The 20,034-nt window shown below is 62.4% G+C and carries 32 protein-coding genes and 1 pseudogene; all 33 read right to left on the bottom strand.

Features of this window, described 5'->3' with window-relative positions; all coding sequences use genetic code 11:
• Positions 1–15 precede the first annotated feature (15 nt).
• Positions 16–705 (bottom strand): HAD-IA family hydrolase, encoded by a 690-nt coding sequence (locus ACE3PP_RS05770; protein ID WP_374379025.1) that lies wholly within the window; start codon positions 703–705, stop codon positions 16–18.
• 1 nt (position 706) lies between these two features.
• Positions 707–1,720 (bottom strand): RluA family pseudouridine synthase, encoded by a 1,014-nt coding sequence (locus tag ACE3PP_RS05765; protein ID WP_374379023.1) that lies wholly within the window; start codon positions 1,718–1,720, stop codon positions 707–709.
• Between the two features lie 25 nt (positions 1,721–1,745).
• Complete coding sequence (locus tag ACE3PP_RS05760) at positions 1,746–2,402, bottom strand: cysteine hydrolase family protein (protein WP_374379020.1); 657 nt, start codon at positions 2,400–2,402, stop codon at positions 1,746–1,748.
• A gap of 304 nt (positions 2,403–2,706) precedes the next feature.
• Positions 2,707–4,038 carry a replication-associated recombination protein A gene (locus tag ACE3PP_RS05755; RefSeq protein ID WP_374379017.1) on the bottom strand — a complete coding sequence of 444 codons (1,332 nt, stop codon included), beginning with the start codon at positions 4,036–4,038 and terminating at the stop codon, positions 2,707–2,709.
• Positions 4,039–4,054: 16 nt separating this feature from the next.
• A complete protein-coding gene (locus tag ACE3PP_RS05750; RefSeq protein WP_374379015.1) occupies positions 4,055–5,461 on the bottom strand; it encodes a Do family serine endopeptidase in 1,407 nt (468 codons plus the stop codon).
• A gap of 118 nt (positions 5,462–5,579) precedes the next feature.
• Positions 5,580–5,999, bottom strand: a complete 420-nt coding sequence (gene rplQ / locus ACE3PP_RS05745; RefSeq protein ID WP_374379012.1) for a 50S ribosomal protein L17 — start codon at positions 5,997–5,999, stop codon at positions 5,580–5,582.
• A 181-nt stretch (positions 6,000–6,180) separates the two neighbouring features.
• Positions 6,181–7,194 carry a DNA-directed RNA polymerase subunit alpha gene (locus ACE3PP_RS05740; protein ID WP_374379009.1) on the bottom strand — a complete coding sequence of 338 codons (1,014 nt, stop codon included), beginning with the start codon at positions 7,192–7,194 and terminating at the stop codon, positions 6,181–6,183.
• 162 nt (positions 7,195–7,356) lie between these two features.
• A complete protein-coding gene (gene rpsK / locus ACE3PP_RS05735) occupies positions 7,357–7,758 on the bottom strand; it encodes a 30S ribosomal protein S11 (protein ID WP_374379006.1) in 402 nt (133 codons plus the stop codon).
• Between the two features lie 18 nt (positions 7,759–7,776).
• Positions 7,777–8,154, bottom strand: coding sequence for a 30S ribosomal protein S13 (gene rpsM / locus ACE3PP_RS05730; protein WP_374379003.1), 378 nt, complete (start codon positions 8,152–8,154; stop codon positions 7,777–7,779).
• 180 nt (positions 8,155–8,334) lie between these two features.
• Positions 8,335–8,991, bottom strand: coding sequence for an adenylate kinase (locus tag ACE3PP_RS05725; protein WP_374379000.1), 657 nt, complete (start codon positions 8,989–8,991; stop codon positions 8,335–8,337).
• Positions 8,988–10,337, bottom strand: coding sequence for a preprotein translocase subunit SecY (gene secY, locus ACE3PP_RS05720; RefSeq protein WP_374378997.1), 1,350 nt, complete (start codon positions 10,335–10,337; stop codon positions 8,988–8,990). Before secY ends, ACE3PP_RS05725 begins: the two co-directional genes overlap by 4 nt.
• A 139-nt stretch (positions 10,338–10,476) precedes the next feature.
• The gene (rplO, locus tag ACE3PP_RS05715) at positions 10,477–10,968 is read right to left on the bottom strand and encodes a 50S ribosomal protein L15 (protein WP_374378994.1); all 492 of its coding nucleotides are present in this window, start codon (positions 10,966–10,968) and stop codon (positions 10,477–10,479) included.
• 12 nt (positions 10,969–10,980) lie between these two features.
• On the bottom strand, positions 10,981–11,166 hold the full coding sequence (gene rpmD / locus ACE3PP_RS05710) for a 50S ribosomal protein L30 (protein WP_374378992.1): 186 nt from the start codon (positions 11,164–11,166) through the stop codon (positions 10,981–10,983).
• Between the two features lie 15 nt (positions 11,167–11,181).
• Positions 11,182–11,751, bottom strand: coding sequence for a 30S ribosomal protein S5 (rpsE, locus tag ACE3PP_RS05705; protein ID WP_374378989.1), 570 nt, complete (start codon positions 11,749–11,751; stop codon positions 11,182–11,184).
• A gap of 17 nt (positions 11,752–11,768) precedes the next feature.
• Entirely contained in the window at positions 11,769–12,131 is a 363-nt protein-coding gene (gene rplR, locus ACE3PP_RS05700; protein ID WP_374378986.1) for a 50S ribosomal protein L18, read from the bottom strand.
• A gap of 9 nt (positions 12,132–12,140) precedes the next feature.
• Positions 12,141–12,674, bottom strand: a complete 534-nt coding sequence (gene rplF, locus ACE3PP_RS05695; RefSeq protein ID WP_374378983.1) for a 50S ribosomal protein L6 — start codon at positions 12,672–12,674, stop codon at positions 12,141–12,143.
• 18 nt (positions 12,675–12,692) lie between these two features.
• Positions 12,693–13,088: a 30S ribosomal protein S8 gene (gene rpsH, locus ACE3PP_RS05690; protein WP_374314197.1), complete on the bottom strand. Its 396-nt coding sequence runs from the start codon at positions 13,086–13,088 to the stop codon at positions 12,693–12,695.
• 13 nt (positions 13,089–13,101) lie between these two features.
• The gene (gene rpsN, locus ACE3PP_RS05685) at positions 13,102–13,407 is read right to left on the bottom strand and encodes a 30S ribosomal protein S14 (RefSeq protein ID WP_133611794.1); all 306 of its coding nucleotides are present in this window, start codon (positions 13,405–13,407) and stop codon (positions 13,102–13,104) included.
• 20 nt (positions 13,408–13,427) lie between these two features.
• Positions 13,428–13,973 (bottom strand): 50S ribosomal protein L5, encoded by a 546-nt coding sequence (gene rplE, locus ACE3PP_RS05680; RefSeq protein WP_374378980.1) that lies wholly within the window; start codon positions 13,971–13,973, stop codon positions 13,428–13,430.
• A gap of 14 nt (positions 13,974–13,987) precedes the next feature.
• Positions 13,988–14,305 carry a 50S ribosomal protein L24 gene (gene rplX / locus ACE3PP_RS05675; RefSeq protein ID WP_374378977.1) on the bottom strand — a complete coding sequence of 106 codons (318 nt, stop codon included), beginning with the start codon at positions 14,303–14,305 and terminating at the stop codon, positions 13,988–13,990.
• 23 nt (positions 14,306–14,328) lie between these two features.
• Positions 14,329–14,697, bottom strand: a complete 369-nt coding sequence (gene rplN, locus ACE3PP_RS05670; RefSeq protein ID WP_320502893.1) for a 50S ribosomal protein L14 — start codon at positions 14,695–14,697, stop codon at positions 14,329–14,331.
• Positions 14,698–14,737: 40 nt separating this feature from the next.
• Entirely contained in the window at positions 14,738–14,983 is a 246-nt protein-coding gene (gene rpsQ, locus ACE3PP_RS05665; protein WP_374378973.1) for a 30S ribosomal protein S17, read from the bottom strand.
• An 11-nt stretch (positions 14,984–14,994) separates the two neighbouring features.
• The gene (gene rpmC, locus ACE3PP_RS05660) at positions 14,995–15,192 is read right to left on the bottom strand and encodes a 50S ribosomal protein L29 (RefSeq protein ID WP_374378970.1); all 198 of its coding nucleotides are present in this window, start codon (positions 15,190–15,192) and stop codon (positions 14,995–14,997) included.
• A gap of 18 nt (positions 15,193–15,210) precedes the next feature.
• Positions 15,211–15,627: a 50S ribosomal protein L16 gene (gene rplP / locus ACE3PP_RS05655; RefSeq protein WP_374378967.1), complete on the bottom strand. Its 417-nt coding sequence runs from the start codon at positions 15,625–15,627 to the stop codon at positions 15,211–15,213.
• 22 nt (positions 15,628–15,649) lie between these two features.
• Entirely contained in the window at positions 15,650–16,366 is a 717-nt protein-coding gene (rpsC, locus tag ACE3PP_RS05650) for a 30S ribosomal protein S3 (protein ID WP_374378964.1), read from the bottom strand.
• Complete coding sequence (rplV, locus tag ACE3PP_RS05645; RefSeq protein ID WP_374378961.1) at positions 16,366–16,758, bottom strand: 50S ribosomal protein L22; 393 nt, start codon at positions 16,756–16,758, stop codon at positions 16,366–16,368. The genes rpsC and rplV overlap by 1 nt, the downstream gene beginning before the upstream one ends.
• 3 nt (positions 16,759–16,761) lie before the next feature.
• Positions 16,762–17,040, bottom strand: coding sequence for a 30S ribosomal protein S19 (rpsS, locus tag ACE3PP_RS05640; RefSeq protein ID WP_374378959.1), 279 nt, complete (start codon positions 17,038–17,040; stop codon positions 16,762–16,764).
• A gap of 15 nt (positions 17,041–17,055) precedes the next feature.
• Complete coding sequence (gene rplB / locus ACE3PP_RS05635; protein WP_374378956.1) at positions 17,056–17,880, bottom strand: 50S ribosomal protein L2; 825 nt, start codon at positions 17,878–17,880, stop codon at positions 17,056–17,058.
• Between the two features lie 3 nt (positions 17,881–17,883).
• Positions 17,884–18,162 carry a 50S ribosomal protein L23 gene (locus ACE3PP_RS05630; RefSeq protein WP_374379115.1) on the bottom strand — a complete coding sequence of 93 codons (279 nt, stop codon included), beginning with the start codon at positions 18,160–18,162 and terminating at the stop codon, positions 17,884–17,886.
• Positions 18,163–18,212: 50 nt separating this feature from the next.
• The gene (rplD, locus tag ACE3PP_RS05625) at positions 18,213–18,842 is read right to left on the bottom strand and encodes a 50S ribosomal protein L4 (protein ID WP_374378953.1); all 630 of its coding nucleotides are present in this window, start codon (positions 18,840–18,842) and stop codon (positions 18,213–18,215) included.
• Positions 18,843–18,853: 11 nt separating this feature from the next.
• A complete protein-coding gene (gene rplC, locus ACE3PP_RS05620; RefSeq protein WP_374378950.1) occupies positions 18,854–19,546 on the bottom strand; it encodes a 50S ribosomal protein L3 in 693 nt (230 codons plus the stop codon).
• 14 nt (positions 19,547–19,560) lie between these two features.
• Positions 19,561–19,875 carry a 30S ribosomal protein S10 gene (gene rpsJ / locus ACE3PP_RS05615; protein WP_298681953.1) on the bottom strand — a complete coding sequence of 105 codons (315 nt, stop codon included), beginning with the start codon at positions 19,873–19,875 and terminating at the stop codon, positions 19,561–19,563.
• Positions 19,876–19,902: 27 nt separating this feature from the next.
• Positions 19,903–20,034 (bottom strand): annotated as a pseudogene (gene tuf, locus ACE3PP_RS05610) (elongation factor Tu); the annotation flags it as partial.

Here is a 20,034-nt window from a genome sequence, read left to right as displayed (position 1 = left end):
GGGTCGGGGTGGATTTTAGCGGGTGGCGGAAAGGCTTTGCAAACAGGGGATGAGCTCGGCCGGGTGCGAGAGCACCGCATGGGCGCCGGCCTGGGTCAGTTCCTCGGCCGGGTGATAGCCCCAATCGACCCCGATCGCGGTCGCCCCGGCGGCGCGGGCCATTTCGATATCGAAGCTGGTGTCACCGATCATGACCGTTTCCGCCAGATCGCAGCCGGTTTCGGCCATAGCGCGGTGAATCATGTCCGGATGCGGCTTGGAAATCGCCCGGTCGGCCGTCTGCAGCGTGTGGAAACGGTCGCGGAGACCGTGATGGGTGAGCGTATGCTCCAGCCCGACCAGATTCTTCCCCGTCGCCACCCCAAGGAAGATTTCGGGGTGATCGAGGGCCAAAATCGCCTCCCGAATCCCCCCGAAAAGGGGTTCCGAGAGCTCCCTTTTCGACCGCAATTCTCGGACGATGACGCGGTAGCCCTCGGCCAGATCGTTAACGACGGCCTCGCTCTCGGCGGGCAGAATCCGGGCAATCGCGATCTCAAGGGTGAGACCCACCTGGCGCCGAATCGCCTCGGGCGAGGGCAGATCGCGCCCGGCTTGGGCAAAGACTTGCTGCATCGCGGCGACGATATTGTGCTGGCTGTCGACCAGCGTGCCGTCGCAATCGAAGAGGATCAGGCGATAGCGCCCGGCGGGCAGCGGACCCATCTCAGAGATCTAGGCCGGCGAACGGATCATGGTCCGGCTCGTCGGCGAATTCGAAGAACTTCCACGTCTTCTGCATGTGCGGCGGCAGCGGTGCCGTCACATTGATCGTGCCCCGCACCGGATGGGGAATGCGGATCGAGCGGGCGTGGAGATGCAGCTGATTGTCCAATGACTCGCGAGCAAAATAGGCCTTGGCGCCGGCATATTTGCCATCGCCCAGGATCGGCGTCCCGAGCGCCACGCAATGGGCGCGGAGCTGGTGCGTGCGGCCGGTGAGCGGCATCAGCGCCAGCCAGGCCGCCTTGTCATGGGCCCGTTCGACCACGGCGAAATAGGTGACGGCCTTCTTGCCGTCTTCTTCGTCGATCTGCACGCGTTCGGCCGCGCGCCTGCCGACGGCGGCAACGCTCTGCTTGGCCAAGGGCGCGTCGATCTTGCCTTCGTTGAGCTTCGGGGCACCCACCGTCACGGCCCAGTAGATCTTGCGGGTCGTCTTCTGCTTGAAGGCGTCGGTGAGCTTGCGCGCCGCCGCCTGGTTGCGCGCCAGCACGAGGCAGCCCGACGTGTCGCGGTCGAGCCGGTGCACCAGGCGCGGCCGTTCCTGCGCGTCGAACTGCAGCGCATCCAGCATGGCGTCGATATTGGTGTCGAGCCCCGTTCCGCCTTGGACGGCGAGGCCGGCCGGCTTGTTGATGACGATGACGTCGGCATCCTTGAAGAGGACCGATTTGCGCAGCGCCTCGGCATCCTTTTCGCTGATGGGCTTCGGGCCCTTCGGCAGATCGAGATCGGGGCGCGGTTCGTTGGCGTCGCCCAAAGGCGGCACGCGCACCACCATGCCGGCTTCGAGACGGTCAGCCGCCTTTGCACGCTTGCCGTCGAGGCGGATTTCGCCCTTGCGCAGCAGCTTTTCCAGCCGCCCGTGGGTGAGGTGCGGGAACTTCTTCTTGAACCAGCGATCGAGGCGCTGATCACCGTCCGAGGCGGTGATGGTGAATTGCTTGACGCCACTCATGAGGAATGGCCGAGAGTTTGTTTCATCAGGCAGCTTGCCGGCTGCGCGACAGCCAATCGAGCAATTGGTCGGTTGCCATCAGATAGACACCGATCTGCGCCAGCTCGTTGAGGCCGCTTTCGGTGGCGCCGGAAATGGCATCGGTCGCCAGCACCATGCGGAAATCGCGATTGGCGGCGGCATAGACGGAGGATCGCGGCGAGGTCGAGAAATCGGTCCCGCAAATGACGATGGTGCTGATGCCGAGCGCCTTCAGATGTTCCTCGACCGGCGTCTGGAAGAAGGCGGAAAGGCGCGGCTTGTAGCCGATCCATTCCTTCGGGCCCACTTCCTGGAGCTTGCCGTCGAGCAGCAGTTCGGGCTCGATGCGTTGCGCCACTTCGGGCTTCAATTCGTCAATGAGCTCGCAGCCCAGCGTGCCCGGCATGACGATGCGCTGGCCGGCTTCGATCTGCGCGCGGTGGCAAAGATCGACATTGGAGCCGTTGCACCGGTAGAGGCGCACCATATGCACGATGGGCGCACCCAGCTGCCTGAAGGCCTGGGTCAAGCGCTGCATCTGCGGCACAGCGGCCATCGAACCGGACACGGCGGCCGGGCCATTGGGCAGAATGAAATCGCGCTGGGCGTCGATGGTAATCAGAGCTACTCGATCGCGTTCGGGCGATAGATAATCTTGCATTCCGACAACTCGCCTTATTGCAGCGGATTGGCCGCCACCACCCCGAATGCCCGCGCGGCTTGCCTTATGGCTTGCTGCCGATCACGGTGCATCCCCCATTGGGATTGCCCTTAGAAGAGCTTTATGCGCGGACCCTAACCAAGGCCTCTGTGACCGACAAGCCCTTCATCTTGCATGGCGACGCCGCCCCCCATGCAAACCTTCGCCCTTGCCTTTTGGCACGAATTGCGCGCGGGGGTTTTACACCGGGCCGCTGCCATCCGTACCTTGCCACTAGACCGGATGGTTCAGGTGGCTGCGAACCTCAGTCTTCATCGTCTTCGGTTTTGCCGCCCCCCTGCCGATCGGCCTGCTGCCGCTTGGCGCGCAGCTTTTCCCAATATTCCTGGCGCTTGAGCAAGTCGCGTTCAAAACCGCGCTCGACCGGGCGATAGAATTTCTCGCGCCGCATGCCGTCAGGAAAGTAATTCTGACCTGAAAATCCCTCTTCAGCGTCGTGATCGTATTCGTAGCCGGCGCTGTAGCCCAATTGCTGCATCAGCTTGGTGGGCGCATTGAGGATATGCTTGGGCGGCATTAACGATCCGTTGGCCTTCGCCGCCCGGCGCACCGCCTTATAGGCTTTGTAGGCCGCGTTCGATTTGGGCGCCGTCCCCAGATAGATGACGACCTGGGCGAGGGCCAACTCCCCTTCGGGCGAGCCGAGGCGTTTATAAGTATCCCAGCCGGCAAGCGCCTGGGTAAGCGCCTGCGGGTCGGCAAGGCCCACATCCTCGACCGCGAAACGAACCATGCGGCGGGCGATATAGAGCGGGTCCTCGCCACCGTCCAGCATGCGGGCAAACCAATAGAGTGCCGCATCCGTGTCTGACCCGCGCAACGATTTGTGAAGTGCCGAGATGAGATTGTAATGCCCCTCCTGCGCCTTGTCGTAGAGGGGCGCCCGGCGCTGAACGGCCTTCCCGAGCCCGGCAAGATCCAGCTCCACATCCGGCGGCAAGCGGAACAGCTCCTCGGCGAGATTGAGGAGATAGCGGCCGTCGCCATCCGCCATATCGAGAAGGGCCGCGCGCGCTTCCGGATTGAGCGGCAAGCGATAGCCCATCAAATTTTCCGCCCGCGCCAGCAACAGCTCTTCGGCGGCGGCATCGAGACGGTTGAGCACGAAGACCTGCGCCCGGGAGAGCAAGGCAGCGTTGAGTTCAAAGGACGGATTTTCGGTCGTCGCACCAACCAGTACGATGGTCCCGTCCTCGACGTAAGGGAGAAACCCGTCCTGCTGGGCGCGATTGAAGCGGTGGATTTCGTCGATGAAAAGGAGCGTCCCCTGCCCCATGCGCCGCCGTTCGCGGGCTGCTTCGAAGACCTTGCGCAGGTCGGCGACACCGGAAAAGACCGCCGAGAGAAGCTCGAAATGCAGATCGACGCCGTCGGCCAACAGCTTGGCAAGCGTCGTCTTGCCGCAACCCGGCGGCCCCCACAGGATCATCGACGAAACCTGGCCGGCTGCCAGCATGCGCGTGATCGGGCCGTTGGGGCCGATCAGATGGTCCTGGCCGACAATGTCGCTGATCTGCTGGGGGCGCAGTCGGTCGGCGAGTGGCCGGGGTGCTTGGGATTCGAAGAGACCGCTCAAGGCACCCCGCCCTTCCTCAATCGAGATCGAAGGTCTTGACCTTGCCCCCGCGATTGACCGCGATGGACCAGGGCGCCGGCGTGTTCGACATGATATCGGCCAGATCGGCGGCCGACTTGATGTCGCGATCATTGACCTTGACGATGATGTCGCCCGCTTCGAAACCGACGCGGTCGGCAATGCTGTTGCGCTTCAGCTTGGCGATGGCGACGCCATCCCAGGCACTGATGTTGAGTTCGTCGGCGCTGGCCGGCGACAGATTGATGATCAAGGCGCCCGACAGAGGCTGGCGGCCGGCGAGCAGGACTTCATTGGTCGGCTTTTCCGGCGGGGCGACGAGGTCGATGGAAAGATCGACCGACGCCCCCTTGCGCAGAATGTTGAGCTTGGCCTGTTCGCCGACCGGCAAGGTCGCCAAACGGAAACGCAATCCTTCGGGATCGTCGACGGTACGGCCATTGACGCCGACCACGATATCGCCAGGCTTGAGGCCAGCCTGTTCCGCCGGTCCGTCGGGATAGAGCTGCTGCACGACGACACCGCCCGGATGCGGCAGACCAAGGCTCTGCGCGATGTCGTTGGTGACTTCCTCCCCCGCAGCGCCGATCCAGGGGCGCACCAACTTGCCGCCATCGCCCTCGGCCTTCACGACCGCGGCCACCATGTTGCTGGGGATGGCAAAGCCGATGCCGACCGAGCCGCCGGTCTTGGAAAAGATCGCTGTCGGGATACCGATCAGCTTGCCGTCGGTGGAAATGAGGGCGCCGCCGGAATTGCCGGGATTGATGGCGGCATCCGTCTGGATGAAGTAGCCGAAATCGCCGATGCCGGTATTCGTGCGCGCGACACCAGAAACGATGCCCGATGTCACCGTCTGGCCGACGCCGAAGGGGTTGCCGATCGCCAGCACCAGATCGCCCACGTCGAGATCGTCCGAATCGCGCAGCGACAGGGTGGGAAGGACAGCCCCCTTGGTATCGACCCGCAGCAGTGCCAGATCCAGCCGTTCTTCGGCCGCCACGACCTTGGCCGGGAATTCGCGCTTGTCGTTGAGCACGACGCGGATTTGATCGGCGCCGTTGATGACATGGTTGTTGGTGACGATCAGTCCGTCCGGCCGGAGGATGACACCGGAGCCGAGCGACCCCTGGACGCGTTCCTTCGGCTGGCCGGATTTGAACTGGTCGCCGAAGAACTGCCGGAAGAAGGGATCGTCGAAGAAGGGGGAGGCTACCTGCCGTTCCTTCACCACCGTCCTTGTATAGATGTTGACGACCGCCGGTGCCGCCGCCTTGACCAGCGGCGCGAAGGTAAGGTCGATCTGCCCCTGGCTGGTCGGCACGGTCTCCTGGGCGACGGCAGGCGCCACCAAGAGCGAGAGGGTGACGAATGAGCTGGCAAGGATGGCTGCAGCGCTTTTCATGATGCGGCGAACACTCTTTCTGGCGATCCCGACACGGTCGCGACCCTGATCAGATGATAGCAAAAAGGGCGACCGACAAGGCCGCCCTTTTCCGCAATTCAACCTGTGACCGGTGGCTTTACGCCGCTTCGGCCTCGGCCTTTTCCTGCTTCGGGCCCGAATCCTGGCCCTTGGCGCTGACATCGCGATCGACGAACTCGATCACGGCCATCGGCGCCATGTCGCCGTGGCGGAAACCCGCCTTCAGAATGCGGGTGTAGCCGCCGGCGCGGCTCTTGTAGCGGGTGGCCAGGGTGGTGAGGAGCTTTTCGACCAGCTTTTCGTCCTGCAGCTGGGCGATGAGCTGACGGCGGGCGGCGAGGCCACCCTTCTTGCCGACGGTCACCAGACGCTCGACAACCGGACGCAGGTCCTTCGCCTTAGGCAGGGTCGTGGTGATCTGCTCGTGCTTGATCAAAGCCTGCGAGAGATTCATGAACAGCGCCTTGCGGTGGCTGCTGGTACGGTTGAGCTTACGGCCCTTCATACCGTGACGCATGGTTTGGCTCCTTCACTTCTGGCCTGCGGCTGGTGCCGGCGATCTTCGATCGGCGGCGCTCGCAGATCCGATGGCAATCCCAATTCCGGCGCAAAGTATTTTACTTCAGGCGCGGCTGGGGCGGGTCACCATGACCCAGTTACATGGGCCGACCGCGTGTCGGCCCATGCTTATTCAAAACTCAATACGGCTCGTCGAGGCGGCGGGCCAGGTCTTCGATATTCTCTGGCGGCCAGTTCGGGATTTCCATGCCGAGATGGAGACCCATCTGGGCGAGGACTTCCTTGATCTCATTGAGCGACTTGCGGCCGAAGTTCGGCGTACGCAGCATCTCGGCCTCGGTCTTCTGAACGAGATCGCCGATATAGACGATGTTGTCGTTCTTGAGGCAGTTCGCCGAACGCACCGACAGTTCCAACTCGTCGACCTTGCGGAGCAGGTTGCGGTTGAACGGCGGCTCGGACGCGGTGACTTCGGCAACGGCGGCGGTCGGCTCTTCGAAGTTGATGAAGAGCTGCAGCTGGTCCTGGAGGATGCGGGCGGCGATCGCCAGCGAATCTTCCGGGGTCACGGCGCCGTTGGTTTCGATCGACAGCGACAGGCGGTCATAGTCGGTGACCTGGCCGACGCGGCTGTTGTCGATCTTGTAGGAGACCTTCTTCACCGGCGAGAAGATGGCATCGACCGGGATGAGGCCGATCGGCGCGTCTTCCGGACGGTTGTTGGCGGCCGGGACATAGCCCTTGCCGGCTTCGACCGTGAATTCCATCGACAGGTTGGCGCCCTGATCGAGGGTGCAGAGCACGAGATCCGGATTGAGGACCTCGATGTCGTGACCCGTTTCGATCTGGCCGGCCTTCACTTCGCCCGGGCCCTGGGCTTTGAGGCGCATGCGCTTCGGACCGTCGCCGCCCATGCGAAGCCCAATCTGCTTCACGTTGAGGACGATGTCGGTCACGTCTTCGCGGACACCCGGAATCGAGCTGAACTCATGAAGGACGCCGTCGACGTGGATCGCGGTCACGGCCGCACCCTGGAGCGACGAGAGCAGCACGCGGCGCAGCGCGTTGCCGAGCGTCAGGCCGAAGCCGCGCTCAAGAGGTTCCATGACGAGGGTGCCGGCGCGCTTGCCGTCGAAGCCGGGGTCGAACTTCTTGTTCGCCTTGATCAGCTCAGTCCAGTTCTTCTGAATCACGGGGTCGTATCCTTTCTCAAATCCGGCCCTGAACCATTCTGTCGTAAAGGCGCCGGCGATCCGATGAAGCGGTAGCTTAGAAACGCATGTGGCGGGAAGCATGGCTTCCCGCACACGTCGCTTTGGTACCGGCGCCTTTAAGCGCCGAAACCTGATTTGGTCTTAGACGCGGCGACGCTTCGGCGGGCGGCAGCCATTGTGCGGGATCGGCGTCACGTCGCGGATCGAGGTGATGGTGAAGCCGGCGGCCTGCAGGGCGCGCAGCGCGCTCTCGCGGCCCGAACCCGGACCCTTCACTTCGACCTCGAGGGTCTTCACGCCATGCTCCATCGCCTTCTTCGCGGCGACGTCGGCAGCGACCTGGGCGGCATACGGGGTCGACTTACGCGAACCCTTGAAGCCCTGCGCGCCGGACGAGGCCCAGGCAACCGTGTTGCCCTGGTCGTCGGTGATGGTGATCATGGTGTTGTTGAACGACGCGTTCACGTGGGCGATGCCCGACGTGATGTTCTTACGCTCGCGCTTACGAACGCGACCCGCCTGGGCGGCTGCTGCTTTGGCCATTTTCCGTCGATCCTTTAATTACTTCGTCGCCTGCTTCTTGCCGGCGATGGCAACCGCCTTGCCCTTGCGGGTGCGGGCATTGGTGTGGGTGCGCTGGCCGCGGACCGGCAGGCCCTTGCGATGACGCAGGCCGCGATAGCAGCCGAGGTCCATCAAGCGCTTAATGTTGATCGCCACCTGGCGACGCAGATCGCCTTCGACCATGTAATCCTGGTCGATGGTTTCACGGATCTTACCGACTTCGGCGTCGGTCAGCTGATGGACGCGGCGTTCGGCGGGGATGCCCACCTTCGCGCAGATCTCGCCAGCCTTCTTCGGGCCAATACCGGTGATGTAGGTCAATGCGATGAGCACCCGCTTTTGCGTCGGAATGTTCACGCCAGCAATACGCGCCACGTCGGCTCTCCTTAAATCATACGATCAACGCCAATCCCTCGATTGACGCAAGTCGAAACGCCCGAACCCCAGGGTTCAGCCGGGTGGGTCGAGAAGCGGCGCATTATATGGTGAAATGCCCGCTCGTCAACCGTCCGACCGCATTTGCGGCGATTCTATTTCTTTAACGATTTCAAGGAATTAACCCTTGATCTTCGTTAAGACCTGCTCGATCTGGGTGGTAACAACATCCAGTTCGGCCATGCCGTCCACCTGATGCAACAGTCCCTTCCCCTTGTAATAGGGGAGAATCGGGGCCGTTTGCTGGCGATAGGCGACCAACCTGGCTTTGACGGTTTCGGCATTGTCATCCTTGCGGCGGGTGAACTCGGTCCCACCGCAGGAATCACAAACGCCGGCAACTTTCGGCTTTTGGAACTTGTCGTGATAGCCAGCACCGCATTTGGCGCAGGCATAGCGACCGGAGATGCGCTCAACCAGCGCATTCTCGTCGACCGCGAGTTCGATGACGCCATCGATCTTCGCCTTGTGGCGCGTCAGCATGGCGTCGAGGGCTTCGGCCTGGGCCTCGGTCCGCGGGAAGCCGTCGAGGACGAAACCGTCCTTGCAATCGGGTTGTTCAATCCGCGTCTCGATCATGCCGATGACGATGGCGTCGGGAACCAGCTGGCCCGCTTCCATCAGCTTCTTGGCTTCAAGGCCCAAGGGCGAACCAGACGCCACTTCGGCCCGCAGCATGTCGCCGGTCGACAGCTGGACCAGATGATGACGATCGTACAGCCTTTTGGCCTGGGTCCCCTTTCCCGCGCCCGGCGGGCCCAACAATATCAGCTTCATCCCCGCCGCCCCTTCAGCTTGGACTTCTTCAACAGACCTTCATACTGGTGCGCCAGCAGATGCGAATGGATCTGGGCGACCGTGTCCATAGTGACGGACACGACAATGAGCAGGCTGGTGCCGCCGAAATAGAACGGCATGGCGTAATTGGCGATGAGGATTTCCGGCAGCGCGCAGATGACCGCGAGATAGGCGGCGCCCAGCACGGTAAGGCGCGTCAGCACGTAATCGAAATAGTCGGCCGTGTTCTTGCCGGGGCGGATGCCGGGCAGGAAGCCGCCATGCTTCTTCAGATTCTCGGCCGTGTCTTCCGGGTTGAAGACGATCGCCGTGTAGAAGAAGGCAAAGAAGACGATGAGGAGGATGTAGGAAACGATATAGAGCGGCTTGCCGTGGCCGAAATAGGCCATCGCTTCCTGCAGCCAGCCCGGCGTATCGGCGCCCGTGCCGTAGAAGCCGGCAACGGTGAGCGGGAGGAGCAGGATCGACGAGGCGAAGATCGGCGGAATGACGCCGGACGCGTTGAGCTTCATCGGCAAGTGCGAGGATTCGCCACCGAACATGCGGTTGCCGACCTGGCGCTTTGGGTATTGAACGATGAGACGGCGCTGCGCGCGCTCGAAGAAGACGATGCCGGTGATGACGGCAACCGCGATCACGGCGAAGAGGAGCACGGTGAGACCCGAGATCGACCCGGCCCAGAGCTGCTCGAGCAGCTGGCCGAGCGATGTGGGCAGGCGCGAAACGATGCCGGCGAAGATGATGAGCGAGATGCCGTTGCCGATGCCGCGCGCCGTGATCTGCTCGCCGAGCCACATCAGGAACATGGTACCGCCGGTCAGGGTGAAGACCGTGACGAGGACGAACATCATGCCGGGATTGATGACGGCACTGCCCGACGGGCCGGCCATGTTCTGCAAGCCGTTGGCCATGCCGAAGGCCTGGACCATGGCGAGAATGACGGTGCCGTAGCGGGTGTACTGGTTGATCTTCTTGCGGCCCGATTCGCCTTCCTTCTTCCACGCCTCAAGCTGGGGCGAGACGGAGGTGAGGAGCTGCATGATGATCGAGGCCGAGATGTACGGCATGATGCCGAGGGCGAACACCGTCATGCGGCTGATGGCGCCGCCGGCGAACATGTCGACCATGCCGAGCACGCCGCCCGAATGCTGCTGGAAGATGGCGGCAAAGGCCGCCGAATCGATACCCGGAAGCGGGATATAGGCGCCGATACGGGCGACGACGAGGGCGCCGAGCGTGAACCAGATGCGCGCCTTGAGCTCTTCGGCCTTGGCGAAGGCACCGAAATTGATATTGGCGGCAAGTTGTTCAGCAGCGGAGGCCATACTTTACCTATCGGCGCGTCGGTACTGGGAAATCTGGGACCGGAAGATCCGGAACTTAAGATGTCCGGAAACCGGAAAGTCTGGGGAAGATATAGGGATCGGGCCCCCGACTTTCATCGGGAGCCCGAACTTTGTTCCTTTAGGCCTTGGCTTCTTCGACCTTGGGCTTCTTCGGCGCCTTCACGGTCACCTTGCCGCCGGCCTTTTCCACCGCGGCGATCGCCGACTTGGTGGCGCCGACGACGGTGATGTCGATCTTCGCCTTCAGTTCGCCCTTGCCGAGGAGGCGGACGCCGTCACGGACGCGGCCGATGAGGCCGGCGGCCTTCAGGGCCTTGCCGTTGATCGGCTTCGAGGCGTCGAGACGCTTCGCTTCGATCGCATCCTGGAGCGCGCCAATATTCACTTCCGAGAAATCGAGACGGAAGATGTTGTTGAAGCCGCGCTTCGGCAGGCGACGATAGAGCGGCATCTGGCCGCCTTCGAAACCATTGATCGCCACACCCGAACGACCGTGCTGGCCCTTGCCGCCGACGCCGGCGGTCTTGCCCTTGGTCGAACCGATACCGCGGCCGACGCGGATGCGCTTCTTGCGCGCACCCGGATTATCGGAAAGCTGATGAAGCTTCATCGTTTCTGTTCCTTACTTCACCGGCTCGACCAGCAGCAGGTGCTGGACCTTGCGGATCATGCCGCGGATCGAGGGCGTGTCCTCGACCACCTTCGAGCGGTTAATCTTGTTGAGCCCCAGGGCCTTCAGCGTGTCCTGCTGGTCGAACTTGCGACCGATGGTGCTGCCGACCTGGGTGATCTTGACTTTGCCAGCCATATTACATTCCCCCCGTTATTCGCGGGCTTCGGCGGCGGCGTCCTTGCGACCAATCACGTCGCTCACCTTCTTACCGCGGCGAGCAGCCACGGAACGGGGCGAGGAGCAGTGAGTGAGCGCGTCGAACGCGGCGCGGATCATGTTGTGCGGGTTCGAGGTGCCGACCGACTTGGCGACGACGTCATTGACGCCGAGCGCTTCGAAGATGGCACGGACCGGACCACCGGCGATGATGCCGGTACCGGCATCGGCGGCACGCAGCACGACGCGGCCGGCGCCGAAATGGCCGGTAACGTCATGATGGAGCGTGCGGCCTTCGCGGAGAGCCACGCGGATCATGCCGCGCTTGGCATGTTCGGTCGCCTTGCGGATGGCTTCCGGCACTTCTCGCGCCTTGCCCGACCCGTGGCCGACGCGGCCCTTGCCGTCGCCGACGACGACGATAGCGGCAAAGCCGAAGCGCTTACCACCCTTCACCACCTTGGCAACGCGGTTGATGCCGACGAGCTTTTCGATGAGCTCGACCTCGGTCTCCCGCTCACGGCGCTCGCGGTCGCGACGCTCGCTCTTTGCTGGTTTGGCCATGATTTCAGGTCCCTTCCTTAGAACGCCAGCCCGCCTTCGCGGGCAGCGTCGGCCAGGGCCTTGACCCGACCGTGATAGATGTAACCGCCGCGATCAAACACGACTTCCTTGATGCCCTTCGAGACGGCACGTTCGGCGATGAGCTTACCCACGGCCTTGGCGGCATCGATGTTGGCACCGGTCTTGAGCTTGCCTTTAAGCTCCTTGTCGACCGTCGAGGCGGCGGCAAGCGTGTTGCCGTTCACGTCGTCGATGATCTGAACGTAGATGTGCAGGCTCGAACGGAACACCGACAAACGCGGGCGACCGATCGACTTATTCCGGAGCGAGGTCCGGACGCGCGCCCTGCGGCGCTCGAAAAGTTCTTTCGCTTTCGACATGTCCAGTCCTTACTTCTTCTTGCCTTCCTTGCGCAGGATGGTCTCGTCCGAATACTTGATGCCCTTGCCCTTGTAGGGCTCCGGCTTGCGGTATGCGCGGATTTCCGAGGCCACCTGGCCGACCTTCTGCTTGTCGAACCCGGTAATCGAGATCGACGTCGGCTTTTCGCACTTCACCGTGATGCCTTCCGGGATCGGATAGCTCACGTCGTGGCTGTAGCCGAGGTTGAGTTGCAGGTTCTTGCCCTGGACGGCAGCGCGATAACCGGTGCCGTTGATCTCGAGATTCTTGGTGAAGCCTTTGGAGACGCCTTCGACCATGTTCTTGAGATTGGCGCGGGTTGCGCCCCAGCTCATACGAGCCTGCTTCGTTTCGGTGATGGGCTTCACCCACACCTTGTCGCCTTCGACCTTCACCTCGACATGAGCCGAGATGGGGAGCTTCAGCGTGCCGAGCTTGCCCTTGACGGTGGCCTGGCCACCGGCGAGGTCGATGCTGACACCCTGCGGCAGGGCGACGGGATTTTTACCAACGCGAGACATGACTGTTCATCTCCTCGCTTAGAACACCCGGCACAGCACTTCGCCACCCACGTTTTGGGTGCGCGCTTCGCTGTCCGAGAGGACGCCACGGGGCGTCGAGAGAATGGAGATGCCGAGGCCATTGTAGTAGCGCGGCAGGTCCGAGATACGCGAGTAGACCCGGCGACCCGGGGTCGACACGCGGGCGATCTCCTGAATCACGGGCTGACCCTCGTGATACTTGAGCTCGACCGTGATCTCGCCGCCGGGCTTCGAGCCGTCGACGCTGTAGTTGCGGATATAGCCTTCACGCTTCAGCACATCGAGCACGTTGGCGCGAAGACGCGAAGCGGGGCTGGTCACTGCCGACATCCGGGCCTTCTGGCCGTTGCGGATGCGCGTCAGGAGATCTCCCAAGGGATCGTTCATTGCCATGATCTCTTGCTCCTTACCAGCTCGACTTGACCATGCCAGGAATCTGGCCGGTCGAAGCGAGCTCGCGCAACGCAATGCGCGAAAGCTTGAATTTGCGATACGTCGCGCGGGGACGACCGGTCAGCTCGCAGCGATTGCGAATGCGGACCTTCGACGAGTTGCGCGGCAGTTCGGCGAGCTTGAGGCGCGCAGCGAAGCGCTCTTCCATCGGCAGCGCCTCGTTATCGGCAACGGCCTTCAGGCGGGCGCGGCGGGCAGCGTACTGCTTCGCCATCTTCTCGCGCTTCTTGTTCTTTTCGACAGAGCTTGTCTTAGCCATTTCTATTCCTCCGGCCCGGCTTAATTGATGAAGGGCATCTGGAAGCCCTTCAGCAACGCCTTGGCCTCAGCATCGGTCTTGGCGCTTGTGACGATAATGATGTCCATACCGCGGACCGCGTCGACCTTGTCATAGTCGATTTCCGGGAACACCAACTGCTCCTTGAGACCGAGGGCGTAGTTGCCGCGGCCGTCGAAGCTCTTGCCGTTGACGCCGCGGAAGTCGCGGACGCGCGGCAGCGCAATGGTGATCAGGCGATCGAGGAATTCGTACATGTGCTGGCGACGAAGCGTCACCTTGGTACCGATCGACATGCCTTCGCGCAGCTTGTAGGTCGCAATCGACTTGCGCGCCTTGGTCACCACCGGCTTCTGGCCGGAGATGGCGGCGAGTTCCTCGACGGCCACGTTGATCTTCTTGCTGTCGGCAGTCGCCTCACCAACGCCCATGTTGATGACGATCTTTTCGATCTTCGGCACTTCCATGACGTTCTTATAGGCGAACTCTTTCATGAGCGCCGGACGAACGACGGTGTCGTAGTGATCTTGCAAACGGGTGCGAGCCATTTCCTAGCGCTCCCTTAACGGATCTTTTCGCCCGAACCGCGCGCGAAGAGAACCTTCTCATCGCCTTCGGTCCGGTAGCCGACACGGGTCGGCTTCTGCGTCTTCGGGTCAACATGCGAGATGTTGGAGACGTGGATCGCCGCCTCCTTCTCGATGATGCCGCCCGGGGTCTGCATGGTCTGCTTCTGGTGACGCTTCACCAGGTTGACGCCACGCACTTTGACGCGGTTTTCGGTGGGAAGGACCTCGATGATCTCGCCGGTCTTGCCCTTGTCGCGACCGGTGATCACAACCACCTTGTCGCCCTTCTTGACTTTAAGCTTCGTTGCCATTTTCAGCACCTTGCCTCTCGCGCTCACAACACTTCGGGAGCGAGCGAGATGATCTTCATGAACTTCTTGCCACGGAGCTCGCGAGTCACCGGGCCGAAGATGCGGGTGCCGATGGGCTCACCCTGCTTGTTGATGAGGACCGCGGCATTGCGGTCGAAACGAATGGCGCTGCCATCGGCGCGGCGGATTTCCTTGGCGGTGCGCACGATGACGGCGCGATGGACATCGCCCTTCTTCACCTTGCCGCGCGGAATGGCTTCTTTGATCGACACGACGATGACGTCGCCGACCTCGGCTGTACGGCGATGTGAGCCGCCCAGCACTTTGATGCACTGCACCCTGCGCGCGCCGGAATTATCGGCAACATCCAGGTTCGTTTGCATCTGGATCATGGTTCGAGATCCTTCTCGTTACAATTACGCTAGTTGGGCCTTAAGCCTGGGCGGTGGCAGCGTCGACCACTTCCCAATGCTTGGTCTTCGACAAGGGGCGGCATTCCTGGATAAACACCACGTCGCCGACCTTGCACTTGTTTTCCGCGTCATGCGCCGCATAGCGCTTCGAACGGCGGATGAACTTCTTGTAGACCGGGTGCATGATGCGACGCTCGACCAGAACGGTGACGGTCTTGTCGGTCTTGTCGCTGACCACGGTACCTTGCAGAACGCGCTTGGGCATTCTCTCTCTCCTTACGCCTTCGCCAGCGCCTTCTGGCGCAGCGAAGTTTCGATACGGGCGATGTCACGACGAACAACGCGCACACGCGCGGTGTTCTCGAGCTGGCCCGACGCGCGCTGGAAGCGCAGGTTGAAGGCCTCTTTCTTCAGGGTGACGAGGTCAGCCTTGAGCTGGTCCTCGGTCTTCAGGGCGACGTCTTTCGCCTTCATGATCAAGTACCTCGTTCCTTATTCTTCGCCGAGACGGCTGACGAGGCGCGTCTTGATCGGCAACTTGGCGGAGGCAAGCGTGAACGCCTCTTCCGCCAATGACTTCTGCACGCCGTCGATCTCGAACATGATGCGGCCCGGCTTCACGCGGCAGACCCAGTATTCGGGGCTGCCCTTACCGGAACCCATGCGCACTTCGGCGGGCTTGCGGCTCACCGGCACGTCCGGGAAAATGCGGATCCACACCTTGCCGACACGCTTCATGTGACGCGTGATGGCGCGGCGGGCCGCTTCGATCTGGCGGGCCGTGATACGGCCGGGCTCCATCGCCTTCATGCCATAGGCACCGAAGTCGAGCGAGAAGCCGCCCTTCGCCACACCCTTCACGCGGCCTTTGTGGGCCTTGCGGAATTTCGTTCGCTTAGGAGAAAGCATCTTCCTATTCCTTTACGCTCGCTCAGGACCGGCGCTCGGCGCCGGCACCCTGGTGGCCGGAGCCGCCGGTTGCCTGGTGCTCCTGAGCACGCTTGTCCATGGCCATTGGGTCATGGGCCATGATCTCACCCTTGAACACCCAGACTTTGACGCCGCAGGTGCCGTAGGTGGTCTTCGCCGTACCCTCGCCGAAATCGATCTCGGCGCGCAGGGTGTGCAGCGGAACGCGGCCTTCGCGGTACCATTCGAGGCGGGCGATTTCAGCGCCACCCAGACGGCCCGAGCAGTTGATACGGATGCCGAGTGCACCGAGACGCATCGCCGACTGCACCGCGCGCTTCATGGCGCGGCGGAACGCGACGCGGCGCTCCAGCTGCTGGGCGATGTTGTCGGCGATCAGCTTGGCATCGATTTCCGGCTTGCGGATTTCGACGATGTTCAGGCTGACCTCGGAACCGGTCATCTTGGAGAGATCGCCGCGCAGCTTTTCGATGTCGGCGCCCTTCTTGCCGATCACGACGCCCGGACGGGCGGTGTGGATCGTGACGCGGGCCTTCTTGGCCGGACGTTCGATGACGACGCGGGCGACACCGGCCTGATTCAGGCGGTCGGTCAGGTACTTCTTGAGGCGCAGATCCTCATGAAGCAGCTGGGCGTAATCCTTATCGGCGAACCAGCGCGAATCCCAGGTGCGGTTGATACCGACGCGCAGACCGATCGGGTTGACTTTCTGACCCATTACTTTGCCTCCTCGGCTGCTTCGGCGCGCTCACGCACGACCACGGTCAGGTTGCTCCAGAGCTTCACGACGCGCACGCCACGGCCGCGGGCGCGGGCATGGAAGCGCTTCAGACGGAAGCTGTTACCGACATATGCCTCAGCCACGAACAACCGATCGACGTCGAGCGAATGGTTGTTTTCCGCGTTGGCGATCGCCGCCTGCAGCACCTTCTTGACGTCCTGAGCCGCACGCTTCTTGGAGAAGGTGAGGGCCGCCAGGGCCGGCTGGGCGTCGAGGCCGCGGATCATTTGCGCAACAAGGTTAAGCTTGCGCGGCGTGGTCTGCACGACCGAGGCAACAGCCTTCGCCTCGGTGTCCTTCAGCGCGCGTGCTTTCTTCTGTTTGCTCATCTCTTAGGCCCTCTTTGCCTTCTTGTCGGCGGCATGGCCAGGGAAGTTCCGGGTCGGCGAGAATTCGCCGAACTTGTGGCCGATCATGTTCTCGGTGACGAGAACCGGCAGGAACTTCTGGCCGTTATAGACGCCGAAGGTGAGGCCGACGAACTGCGGCAAGATGGTCGAGCGACGCGACCATGTCTTGATCACCTCGTTGCGGCCCGACGTACGCGACGCCTCTGCCTTCTTCAGCAGATAGCCGTCGATGAACGGACCTTTCCAAACGGAGCGAGTCATATTCTGTCGCCCTCCTTACTTCTTCGCTGCGTGACGGCGGCGCAGGATCTGGCCATCCGTCTTCTTGTTGTGACGCGTCTTCTTGCCCTTGGTCGGCTTGCCCCAGGGGGTAACCCAGGCGCGACCACCGTTGGTACGACCACCGTGCGGGTGATCGACCGGGTTCATCACGATACCGCGCGTGGTCGGGCGGTAGCCGAGATGACGGGCGCGACCGGCCTTGCCGATCGAAGTATTCTGCTGATCCGGGTTGGAGACCGCACCGATGGTCGCCATGCACTCCGACTTCACCATACGGACTTCGCCCGAGGGCATGCGCAGCAGCGCATTGCCCTGGTCGCGGCCGACGAGCTGCAGGAAGGTGCCGGCGGAACGGGCCATCTGGCCACCCTTGCCGGGCTTCAGCTCGACATTGTGGATGATGGTACCGACCGGGATCGACTTCAGCGGCATCGCATTGCCGGGCTTCACGTCGACGCGCTCACCGGAGACGACCTGGTCGCCTGCCTTCAAGCGCTGCGGAGCCAGGATATAGGCCAATTCGCCGTCCTGATACTTGATGAGCGCGATGAACGCCGTGCGGTTCGGATCGTACTCCAAACGCTCGACCGTCGCGGCGACGTCGAACTTGTTGCGCTTGAAATCGACGATGCGATAGCGGCGCTTGTGACCGCCACCCGTACGGAACGCCGTGATGCGACCGTAATTGTTGCGACCACCCGACTTCTTCAGGCCCTCGGTGAGAGCCTTCACCGGATCGCCCTTGTGGAGCTCGGTGCGGTCGACCAGCACCAGCTGGCGGCGACCCGCGGAGGTCGGCTTGAATGTCTTCAAAGCCATGGCTTAGATCCCCGTCGTCACGTCGATCTTGTGGCCCTCGGCGAGAGTCACGATCGCTTTCTTGAAATCCGGACGCTTACCGGCACGGCCGCGCCACAGCTTGGACTTGCCTTCGACACGCACGGTGTTGACGGCATCGACCTTCACCTTGAAGACGCCTTCGACCGCAGCCTTGATTTCCGGCTTGCTAGCATCGAGGGGCACCCGGAAGGTGACCTGGTTATGCTCCGACCCCATGGTCGACTTTTCGGTCACGTGCGGACGACGAATGATCTCAAGCATCGCTGCCTGGGAGAGATTCGGCTTGGGCGTGACCATCTTCCGTGCGCGGCTCATTTCAGGCGCTCCACCAGATGTTGCACGGCGTCCTTGGTGAGAACCAGGGTGTCGCGGCGCAGGATGTCATACACGTTGGCGCCCTGCTGCGGCAGTACGTCGACATGCGGGATGTTGCGCGCGGCGCGGGCAAAACCCTCGGTGACGGCCGGACCTTCGATGAGAAGAACTGACTTCCAGCCGAGCGCGTTGAATTTCTCAACCACGTCCTTGGTCTTGGCGTCGGAACCGACGCTGTCGAGGACGATGAGCTTGCCTTCCTTGGCCTTGGCCGAGAGAGCCGTCTTCAGGCCGAGCGTACGGACCTTCTTCGGCAGATCGTGGGCGTGGGAGCGCACGACGGGGCCGAAAATGGTCGCACCGCCGCGGAACTGCGGCGAACGCAGCGAACCCTGACGGGCCCGGCCGGTGCCCTTCTGGGCATACGGCTTCTTTGTGGTGCCGGAGACGTCGCCGATTTCCTTGGTCTTGTGGTTGCCGGAGCGGCGCTTGGCCAGCTGCCAGTTCACCACGCGGGCGAGGATATCCTTGCGAACCGCCCGACCGAAGATGTCGTTGAACGTTGCGTCGTCCAACTCGATCTCGCCCTTCGGCTTGTTGTTGATGTCGATGACCTTGAGTTTCATGATTTCCTCACTCACTCCGCCGCTTCGGCCTTGCCCTTGAGGGCGGCCGGGAACGGCGCCTCCTTGGGCAGCGGCCGCTTCTTGGCGTCTTTAATGAGGACGTAGGAGCCCTCGTGGCCCGGAACGTTGCCCTTCACCATGACGATGCCGAGCGCGGGATCGGTGCCGACGACCTTGAGGTTCTGCGTGGTGACACGCTCGTCGCCCATGTGGCCGGCCATCTTCTTACCTTTGAAGGTACGGCCCGGATCCTGACGCTGACCGGTCGAACCAAGGCTACGGTGCGAGACCGAGACGCCGTGGGTCGCACGCAGACCGCCGAAGTTCCAGCGCTTCATGCCGCCGGCAAAACCCTTGCCGATGGTCGTGCCGGTTACGTCGACGAACTGACCGGCAACGAAATGCTCGGCCGAAAGTTCGGCGCCGACTTCCAAAAGCGCGTCCTTCGTCACGCGGAATTCCGCGATCTTCTGCTTCGGCTCGACCTTCGCCTTCGCGAAGTGCCCACGCTGGGCTTTCGAGACGTTCTTTACCTTCGCCTTGTCCAGGCCGAGCTGAACGGCGTTGTAGCCGTTCGACTCTTCCGTACGGACCGCGATGACCTGGCAACCAGCGACCTTCAACAAGGTCACGGGCACGTGCGCGCCATCTTCGGCGAAGACGCGGGTCATGCCCAGCTTCTGGGCAATGAGGCCGGTTCGCATAGGTGCCCCTCCTCTTAATTCTTCAACTTGATCTCGACGTCCACGCCGGCGGCGAGGTCGAGCTTCATCAGCGCGTCCACCGTCTGCGGGGTCGGATCGACGATATCGAGCAACCGCTTATGGGTGCGGATCTCGAACTGTTCGCGGCTCTTCTTGTCGACGTGCGGCGAACGGTTGACGGTGAAACGCTCAATGCGCGTCGGCAGCGGAATGGGACCGCGGACCTGGGCACCGGTACGCTTCGCCGTGGAGACGATCTCGTTGGTCGACTGGTCGAGCACACGATGATCGAACGCCTTCAGGCGGATGCGGATATTTTGGCTTTCCATCTTCTGGATCCTTTGGCCTTAAGGGCCTTACTCGACGATCTTGGCGACGACGCCGGCGCCGACGGTGCGGCCACCTTCGCGGATCGCGAAGCGCAGGCCTTCATCCATGGCGATCGGGGCGATCAGGTTGACCACCATCGAGATGTTGTCGCCCGGCAT

The sequence above is a fragment of the Dongia sp. genome (genome assembly GCF_041910485.1).
Taxonomy (GTDB): domain Bacteria; phylum Pseudomonadota; class Alphaproteobacteria; order Dongiales; family Dongiaceae; genus Dongia.
The sequence above is the reverse complement of the archived record's forward strand: the minus strand, read 5'-3'. Positions and strand labels throughout refer to the sequence as shown.